The organism is bacterium, assembly GCA_037147175.1.
Taxonomy (GTDB): domain Bacteria; phylum Cyanobacteriota; class Vampirovibrionia; order Gastranaerophilales; family UBA9971; genus UBA9971.
In genome coordinates, this window is the sequence record JBAWVS010000030.1 from 21,380 (window position 1) to 27,830 (window position 6,451).

Sequence of the window (6,451 nt, forward strand, 5' to 3'; positions counted from 1 at the left end):
GATTTTTATACATTAATAATTTTTCAAACTTTCAATTTGAAAAATTAACAAGAAAAATTTTACATAAAAATTTTTTTCACTTGAAAAATATTAATAAAAAATTAATGTTTTAGTAAACTTTCACTATGTTATAAACAGTATCTCTTTCAACAGGGGTTTTGCCTGCTCTTTTAATAAGATGGATTAATTCATCTTTAGACATTGCATGCCCTGTTTTTGCACCGGCGTAGCGTGTTATTTTTTCTTCCATAACAGTTCCGTCAAGATCATCAACCCCAAAAGACAAAGTTATCTGCGCAAGTTTTGTGCCGATCTGTATCCAGAAAGCTTTTATGTGCGGGACATTATCCAGCATAAGGCGTGAAACAGCATAATCTTTTACTGTTTCAAACCCTGTTTGCTGTTGAAATTCAATAATTTCTGTATTTTCATAATGACAAAACAGAGGAATAAAAGTCATAAACCCGCCTGTTCTATCCTGAACTTCTCTTATTTTTAGCATGTGATCGATTTTATCTTCGACAGTTTCGCCAATCCCCGTCAACATTGTTGCGTTGCTCTTAAGTCCGAGTTGATGAGCAGTTTCCATAATTTCCAGCCATTTATCACCGGAAATTTTCTCAGGACAAACTTTTTGTCTTATATTTTCTGCAAAAATCTCTGCTCCTCCGCCCGGAAGAGAGCCAAGACCTGAATCTATAAGTTCTTGCAAAACCTGCTTTGTTGAAATGTTTGAAATTTTAGCCAGATAATCAATTTCCACTGCCGTAAAAGCCTGAATATGAGTATCAGGCAGAATTCTTTTACTTTCTTTAAGCAGTGTTTTATAGTTTTCAAGTGTCCATGATGGGTTTAAAGCCGATACAATATGAATTTCGCCGGCATTTTTACTTACTTTTGTTTCAAGATATTCAACGGCTTTTTCAAGAGAGTACAAAAAAGCCCCTTCCTGTCCTTCTTTTCTTTTGTAAGCGCAGAATTTACAGCTTCCTTCGCAAATATTGGTCAAATTTAAGTGATGATTGTTTATCCAGTATACAAAATCTTTCTTTTCATGGTTATCAAGCCTCTTAATTCTTGCATAATCAGCAAGTACACCTATAGAAAGAATATCAAAAGACTCATATAGGCTGATTCCGTCTTCTTTTGTAAGTCTTTCGTTATTTAAAACTTTTTCAGCTATTTCTGATAGGGGGTGGGTTATATTTGTTAATTTATTAATCAGATTATTCATTGCTCTGTCCTATGCTATAAACATTTTTATAACACAAAAGCGATAAATAAATTTTTTTTGCAAAAAAACAAGTTCAACCCCTCACCGCTGCCGTCTTCACGTCGCCGTTTCGGGTTTCGCTCCCGCTTCGCAAAAAAAATGAGTTCAACCTTTCAACGCCGCCGTCTTCACGTCGCCGTTTCGGGTTTCGCTCCCGCTTCGCAAAAAAAAAGAAGTTTTAAAACTTCTTTACGTAACCTTCCCTATTTGTTTGAGTAGTCATTTGTTGGTTTTTAATTTGTGTTAATTGAAAAATTCCTTATCCCTTGTTCTCTGTCCTCTCTTTATATCTCTTGCTTTTAAAATTCTTTTTTCTTATCCCTTATATCTATATAAAAACAATCATTAAGAGAAAGTTTCCTCAGTATAAGTTAAAGTTTTTCCTCAAAAACGCTTGTCTTATATAAAGTATCTTAATAATGAATTTAAAATATTCAATATGTATATATAAAGAAGATATTTTTTGCCTGAAAATATTTGTAACAAAAATGTAATGATTTATTTATTAACCTTAAGATTTATCTTTAAAGACAAAAACTGACCGCAAGATTAATCAAATTAAACCTGAGGATTGTTTTTTTAAGAATAATAAAGAGGCATACTGTAATTGTAGGTAGGGAATTTATATTTAACTTTGTACCTTAAAATATCCTGAAAAGTTAAAAATATGAGATGGGAGCTTGAATATGCTCAATAATATTAGTAACGAAGACATTTTACTTAATAATTCAATAACACAGCAGGCTAAACTTGCAGGAGTTGATAAAAAAACAACTGCCCAGAATCCTTATTCAAAAGTTTCCGAATTTGCTGATGTAATTGATATTTCTGAGCAGGCAAAAAAATTATACGAAAAAGATCAGGAAATTCAGAAATATAAGTCTATGGTGATGGACTCGCTTAATTCTCCTGATAGTCCGGAACAAACAAATTCCATTCTTAATACTCTAAAATCAGGCGATTATATTTCCAATGAAGTGCTTGCCGAAAAAATGCTTAAAGGCGATATAACTTTAAATAATAGTGAATTGTCCAAAATACTCTTAGCTCATCCTGAAATTTAATATTAATTTTATTTGAATTTTTCTAGAAAAAAGACACTAACCATCACAAAAATCCTTAATTATTAAGGATTTTTTTATTATGTTGATGAGTACAGGCATGTTAAAATTTTTATTATGAAAATAATTGCTGAATATATAAAAAAATTACATTTAGGGTTCAAAAAATTTATTGCTTTAAAATTTCTGGGCAAAAAATATTTGAGAACAGGAAAATGCAAAGCCTGCGGCAAATGCTGTCATGGAATACATGTCAGGCATTCAAAGCATTTGATAAAAGATGAAGAAGAGTTTGAAAAGCTTAAAGAACAACATTTTTTTTATAATTATCTTGAAATAGTCGATAAAAATGACTTAGGGCTAATTTTCGCCTGCACAAAAGTACACCCTGAAACAGGAAAATGTACTGTTTACAAGCAAAGAGCAAGAATTTGCAAAGTTTATCCGCAGGAAGAATTATTTATGATGGGTGGAGAAATTGGCGAAGATTGCGGGTTTTCTTTTGTGCCTATTCAGAGTTTTGAAGAAGTTTTTAAAAAAACAGTAAAGAAGAACTGCCCTGACGATAGCAAAAATTAATAAATTATTCGGTTGCTGTGGATGAAATAGAACTTGTTATAGCTTCAAGAAGTCTTGAAACACCTATAATTTCAATGTTTTTAGGGGTGTTTTTTAGGGGTAAATTTGATTTTGGAACAATTATTTTTTTAAATCCGAGTTTAGAAGCCTCATTTATTTTGGATTCAATGTTGCTTACGCTTCTTATTTCGCCTGAAAGACCGATTTCGCCGATTATTACGGTTTGCGAATCAACTGTAACGTTTCTGGCACAAGTGGCAACTGCAAGCGCAATTCCTAAATCAGCGGATGGTTCTTGAATTTCTATTCCGCCTACAGCGTTGACGTAAACATCCTGCTTGCTTAAGTTCAACCCTACGCGTTTTTCCAGTACGGCAAGAATTTGAAGAACCCTGTTGTATTCGATGCCTGTTGTAACTCTTCTTGGCGAAGTGTAGGAAGTAGGTCCTACAAGTGACTGAATTTCCACCAAAATGGGTCGGGTTCCTTCGCTGCTGGCGACAACGACGCTTCCCGGGGTTATGGCGTTTGATCTTTCGGAAAGAAAAAGCTCGCTTGGATTGCTAACTTCTACTAAGCCTGTTTCTTCCATGTTGAAAACGCCCACATCATTTGTACTTCCAAATCTATTTTTTATTGTTCTCAAGAGCCTGTAAGATTTATATCTGTCGCCTTCAAAGTAAAGAACTGTGTCAACCATGTGTTCGAGAACTTTAGGACCTGCTATTGCTCCGTCTTTTGTAACATGACCTATTACAAGAACTGTAATTCCTCTGGATTTAGCGATATTCATCAAAATTCCGCAGCATTCCCTAACCTGACTTACACTTCCGGGGGAACTTGTTATTGAAGGACTGTAAACTGCCTGAATACTATCTATAATTAAGACTTCCGGTTTTAATTCGCTTAAAGTTTTTTGAATTTCTTCAATATTATTTTCTGCAAAAATATATAAATTTTGAGAATTCACATTAAGTCTTTCGGCCCTGAGTTTTATTTGTTTAGCGGATTCTTCAGCGGAAACATAAAGAGTTTTTAGTCCGTTTTTAGCCAAATTTCCGCAAGATTGCAGAGTTATAGTGGATTTGCCTATTCCCGGATCTCCTCCGATAAGAACAAGAGACCCCATAACCAATCCTCCGCCTAGAACTGTATCAAATTCCGACATACCTGTAGTGTAGCGGATGGATTCATCGAGAGAAATGTCTTTTAAAAGCTGTGGAAATGAATTTCTTGAGTCGGATATCGAAGAATGTTCTTTAAGAGGAGTTTTGGAGAAAGTTTCCTCGACAAGAGTCCCCCAGCTTGAGCAATCAGGGCATTTTCCGAGATAACCCGAGGTTTCGTACCCGCAGGTCTGACATATCCATTTTGATTTAACTTTAGCCATAATTTATAATCCCTCTGGCATTGCGAAGAGATGCTTATGCCGAAGCAGTAAACTGTCCGTTAGTGTATTGAAACTTTACGTAGTTTTCCTGATAGATCCTTCGCCTCGCTCAGGATGACATATTATACTGAAACGAGTTTATTTTCAGGAAAACCGGCAAAGCCGGATTTTCCCGACAAGCATCACTCCTAAAAGCTATAGTGCTTTCGCAAAAAATATTTCATTTCTTAATTACTTTTTCAGAGCACTATAATAAAATTATACCTGTTAATGAATTTCTGTCTAAATTTTTATATAATTACGTAATTACTGTATTGAATATTCTTAAATTTTAAACACAGATACATGTTTGTTTAGATTTTCTGCAATTTTAGCCAGATTATCTATACTTGTTGATATTTCTGATACATTTGAGCTTTGTTCTTCTGAAATACTGGAAATTTCTTGTGATTGAGCTGCCGTTTCTTCTGTAATTGCAGCAACACCATCCATAAGCTCAACTACTTGTTCTGATTCTCTAACAAGATTGCCGGAAACAGACAAAACATCTTTAGCCTGCTTGTTAACATTTTGAGCAACTATAAGTATTTCTTTTAAACTGTTTCCAACATTTTCTATAGTAATCACACCTTCATTAATTTCATATACACCTTTATCCATATCTGCGACCACTTTATCCGTCATAGATTTAACTTCTTTTACAATTTCAGTAATTTTATCTGTAGACAGTGCCGATTGATTTGCCAATTTTTTTACCTCTGCAGCCACTACAGCAAAGCCTTTTCCTTGCTCGCCAGCTCTTGCTGCTTCTATAGCCGCATTTAAAGCGAGCAAATTGGTTTGTTCCGCTATATTTTTAATCAACTCAACAATTTGTTCAATTTCATTTCCGAGTATTCCCAGCTTATTGGCTGTTATAGAAGTTTTAACAGCCGTATTTTTAATCTCATTAATTTTAAAAATAGCGTTTTCTGCTTCTTTATAGCCGTTATTTGCTCCTTCTTCCGCAAGAACAGACATTTTTACAACATTATCGGCATTAATATTTATTTGTTTTACAACTGAACTGATTTTACTAAGCCCCTCAACACTTATAGAAACATTTTCTGCTTGACTTTGAGCACCGACAGCCAGTTGACTTACGCTGCTTGCCACTTGCTGTGAACCTTGAGAAACCTGATTTGTCGACTCAGCTATTTCCTCGGATCGAAGAACTATTTCTTCAATTAATTTTGTCACTTCTCCTATAAGCTGCCTGAGATTTTTAACTGTTGAATTTACTGCATTTGTAAGAATCCCTGTCTCATCTTTAGAATCGTTACAAATTTTATCGACTGTAAGATCACCTTTTGAAATTTCATTTAAAACTACAGTTGCAGCCTTTATAGGGTCTGCCAGTATTGTGACAACCCAAATACCGATAAAAATGGCCAAAACACCTGCTACCACAACTATTACAGCAACAATATTTATAGATAAAACCGATTCACTTTTTACCAATTTAATTATTTGTTGCGCCTGATTGGCATTATAATTAACTAAATTTTCAATAGATGCTTCTAAATCCGCTACACTATTTTGATTAGCTGTTAAATAAGCGAATGCCTGCTGATTTTTATGCTCATTAATCAATTCAATGACTTTTGACTGTAAATTTATATAATTATCACTTAATTTATTAAACTCTATAAGTTTGTTTTTTTCATAAGAATCAAGTTTAAGAGCAGAAAATTCAGCCATTAACTTTTTAGCAGTTATTCTATTATTATTAATCTCTTGAATAATTTTCTGTTTATCTTCATTATTTTTTACACTGCATAGTTTTAATAATTCCGATTCAATTTTAGCAGAATTATTATCAGCTTTATTCAAAAGCATAGCAGGCAAAAAGTTATCATCATGAAGCTTTGAGGTATTATTAGCACCTTTTGCCGTAAAATAAAGACCTATACCTCCAATAAAAATGATAAAAAGAAATGCCAAAATGAATGAATATAGTATTTTTTGAGAAATTTTCAAATCTTTGATTAAAGTAATTACAGTCATATTTTTCCCTTATATTTTTTATAATTATTTCTAAATCCATTATACTGTATTAACAGGAGTTACGCAAAGTAATTTAAAATATTAAAAATAAAGAATCCTGAC

General features: G+C 33.4%; 5 protein-coding genes. 2 read left to right on the forward strand and 3 right to left on the reverse strand.

Annotation, left to right across the window (positions count from 1 at the left end; all coding sequences use genetic code 11):
• Positions 1-109 precede the first annotated feature (109 nt).
• Positions 110-1,234: an aminofutalosine synthase MqnE gene (gene mqnE, locus WCG23_08270; GenBank protein MEI8389865.1), complete on the reverse strand. Its 1,125-nt coding sequence runs from the start codon at positions 1,232-1,234 to the stop codon at positions 110-112.
• Positions 1,235-1,959: 725 nt separating this feature from the next.
• Between mqnE and WCG23_08275 the strand changes: the two genes are divergently transcribed.
• Together WCG23_08275 and WCG23_08280 are read left to right on the forward strand one after the other, a co-directional pair.
• Positions 1,960-2,337: a hypothetical protein gene (locus WCG23_08275; GenBank protein ID MEI8389866.1), complete on the forward strand. Its 378-nt coding sequence runs from the start codon at positions 1,960-1,962 to the stop codon at positions 2,335-2,337.
• 114 nt (positions 2,338-2,451) lie between these two features.
• Positions 2,452-2,913, forward strand: a complete 462-nt coding sequence (locus WCG23_08280; GenBank protein ID MEI8389867.1) for a YkgJ family cysteine cluster protein — start codon at positions 2,452-2,454, stop codon at positions 2,911-2,913.
• A 4-nt stretch (positions 2,914-2,917) separates the two neighbouring features.
• Here the strand turns inward: WCG23_08280 and radA are convergent, their stop codons facing one another.
• Together radA and WCG23_08290 are read right to left on the reverse strand one after the other, a co-directional pair.
• A complete protein-coding gene (gene radA, locus WCG23_08285; protein ID MEI8389868.1) occupies positions 2,918-4,303 on the reverse strand; it encodes a DNA repair protein RadA in 1,386 nt (461 codons plus the stop codon).
• Positions 4,304-4,627: 324 nt separating this feature from the next.
• Positions 4,628-6,349, reverse strand: coding sequence for a methyl-accepting chemotaxis protein (locus tag WCG23_08290; protein MEI8389869.1), 1,722 nt, complete (start codon positions 6,347-6,349; stop codon positions 4,628-4,630).
• Positions 6,350-6,451: the final 102 nt, after the last annotated feature.